Source organism: Roseiarcus sp. (assembly GCF_052145395.1).
Lineage (GTDB): Bacteria > Pseudomonadota > Alphaproteobacteria > Rhizobiales > Beijerinckiaceae > Roseiarcus.
In genome coordinates, this window is sequence record NZ_JBKQOT010000639.1 from 1 (window position 1) to 2639 (window position 2639).

3 protein-coding genes are annotated in these 2639 nt (G+C 67.9%); 2 read left to right on the plus strand and 1 reads right to left on the minus strand.

Annotated features, from left to right (window positions below; all coding sequences use genetic code 11):
- Positions 1–581 precede the first annotated feature (581 nt).
- Positions 582–941: a hypothetical protein gene (locus ACLP25_RS22080; protein WP_442471291.1), complete on the minus strand. Its 360-nt coding sequence runs from the start codon at positions 939–941 to the stop codon at positions 582–584.
- Positions 942–1045: 104 nt separating this feature from the next.
- Between ACLP25_RS22080 and ACLP25_RS22085 the strand changes: the two genes are divergently transcribed.
- Positions 1046–1576, plus strand: coding sequence for a hypothetical protein (locus ACLP25_RS22085; protein WP_442471292.1), 531 nt, complete (start codon positions 1046–1048; stop codon positions 1574–1576).
- Positions 1563–2639 (plus strand): chromate efflux transporter (chrA, locus tag ACLP25_RS22090; RefSeq protein WP_442471293.1); only part of this gene is annotated, 1077 nt, incomplete at its 3' end. The genes ACLP25_RS22085 and chrA, both read left to right, overlap by 14 nt.

The window sequence follows — 2639 nt, forward strand, 5'->3', positions numbered from 1 at the left end:
TTCGACCGCCAGCACGATCGATGAGACCCGCTCGCGAAGACCGGGATACGCCCGCAAAGCCGCCGTCAGCGCATCATCGCTCAACTCCAACCCCGCCATCCGAATCCTCCCTCGAATCCATCCAAACGGAACCTACTCTGCATCGCTTTGAATCGCACCCGGGCCCGCCGCCTCGGAGCTTCGCCGCCGATGCGCATGACTGCATCGTGGTTGCGATCCCACCGGGTCGGCCGAATACAAGTTCGTGGCGCGCGATGCGCGCCCGATGGCGAGCTCCCCTCGGTATCGTCGCCGTTGTCGACACTGAACAAGCGGGGACACGACACGCCCGTGTCGCCCGACTGAGCAAGTCTGTCGCTGTGCTCGCGACCGTCAAGGGCAAGTCGCTGCGCGATGGCCTTCGGCCACCCTTGACGGCCACTGCGCGCAGCGCCGAACGAAAACCAGGTCGGGACGAGAAGATGTCCTGACGCCAGTCGAACAAGGAGATGCCGCTCAGAACAGCCTTGACACCAATCGCCCCATACAAGTCCCCTTGCGCGCTCCTGCCGTTCCAGTCGGGCGCCAAGCGTATTTGACCGCTAGTGCGGGCACCTCCACCAGTCGCCGTCCTCCTGGTACTCGCAGCCCCGGCGCTTGAGCCTCGCGCCGATTTCGTCGCGCCGCGCGCACGCCTTCTGCGCCTTGGGGTCGTCGCTCGGACCGCCCTTGCACACCGTATTCGCAGCGAGCCAGCCCTGAATGATCGGCGACTGGGCGTGGGCCGGGGCGGCGAGAATCAGGAGGGCGCCGAGCGCGGCGACGATGATCGACGACGTCGAGGCGAGCCGCGGCTCCGACCGCGGGCGCGCAGTCTGAGAGCGGATCCCAATCCATGGAGTTCCAGGCGGCCTCATGTCCCAACAGATATCGGCGCCGCCGCCAACGGGCAAGCGCTTCATCGGCAGTCCCGGCGCGGCGCCTTCGGGACAGCGACACAGCCCGATTGACATTGCGGCGTGAGCCGCCAGATTCGGCCTGAGACCGTGAACGCAGAGCGCCTCCCATGAAAAGAGTCGCAGTTTTCGGGAACGCGGGCGGCGGCAAATCGACGCTCGCTCGACGTCTGGCGGAAGTGACGCGTTTGCCTCTGTATCCGCTGGACACAATCCAGTACCAAGCCGGAGGCGGGAGAGTTCCGCACGATGATTACCTGAAGGCGCATGCCGACATCCTCAGGCGGGAAGCGTGGATCATTGACGGCTTCGGTTGCATGACCTCAGCCTGGGAGCGTTTCTCTCGCGCAGATACGCTGATTTACATGGACTTGCCACTTGCCACGCACTTCTGGTGGGTATCGAAGCGGCTGATCAAAGGATTGTTCGAAACCCCGGAAGGCTGGCCCGATGACAGTCCGATGTGGAGCAGCACATTGAACAGTTATCGCGTCATCTGGCTATGCCATCGCCGACTGACGCCACAGTACAGGAGACTGATTGTCGAGGCCGAGGCCTCGAAACGGGTTCATCACGTCAGGTCGCCAGCGGAGGCGAAAGAGCTTCTGGAAGCCGTCGCGCGCGAACATGCGGGCGAGTGAGGAGCGGGCGGGCGCCTCGATGGCGGGCACGGCGCGTCGCGCCGCACATAAGGGAACGCCTTTCGAGGTGTTGCGCGTCTTTCTCCGGCTCGGCCTGACGAGCTTCGGCGGGCCGGTTGCGCATATCGGCTATTTCCGCAACGCCTTCGTCATCGAGCGCCAGTGGCTCGACGAGCGGGCCTACGCGGACCTCGTGGCGCTTTGCCAGTTCCTGCCGGGCCCGGCGAGCAGTCAGGTCGGCTTCGCCATCGGCCTGATGCGAGCGGGGCTCCTTGGCGGGCTCGCGGCATGGACCGGCTTCACCCTGCCTTCGGCGATAATCCTGACGCTCTTCGCCTACGGCGAGGCCGCGCTCACCGGACCGGCGGGGGAGGGGCTCTTGCACGGCCTCAAACTGACGGCCGTGGCCATCGTCGCGCAGGCCGTCCTCGGCATGGGCCGGAGTCTGGCGCCCGACGGACGGCGGGCGGCCATCGCCGTCCTCGCCCTGCTGCTCATGGCCTTCGCGCCGGGCGGCGCAAGCCAGGTCGCCGCGATCCTCCTCGGCGCTCTCGCCGGGCTTCTTGTCTGCCGGGAGGAGGCGGCGGCCGCAGGCGGGGCGGGACACCCGCCGCTCGCCCGGAGGACGGGGTTTGTCTGCCTCGCCGCCTTCTTCGCGCTGCTGGCGCTCTCGTTCCTGCCCGGCCGCAATTCGCCGCTCGCCTTTTTCGCCGCCGTCACCCGCTCGGGCGCGCTCGTGTTCGGCGGCGGCCACGTCGTGCTGCCACTGCTGCAGGCGGCGGTGGTCGATCCCGGGTGGGTTTCTCCGAGCGCGTTCCTTGCGGGCTACGGCGCGGCGCAGGCGGTCCCCGGCCCGCTTTTCACCTTCGCCGCCTATCTCGGCGCCGTCGCCGCGGCCCCGCCCGGCGGCGCGCCGGGCGCTGCTTTGGCGCTCATCGCGATCTTCGCCCCCGGGATGCTGATCCTGATGGGCGCGCTACCGTTCTGGCATGCGGTCAGCGCGCGGCCGCAGGCGCGCGCGGCGATGGCGGGCGTAAACGCGGCGGTGGTCGGCCTGCTCGCC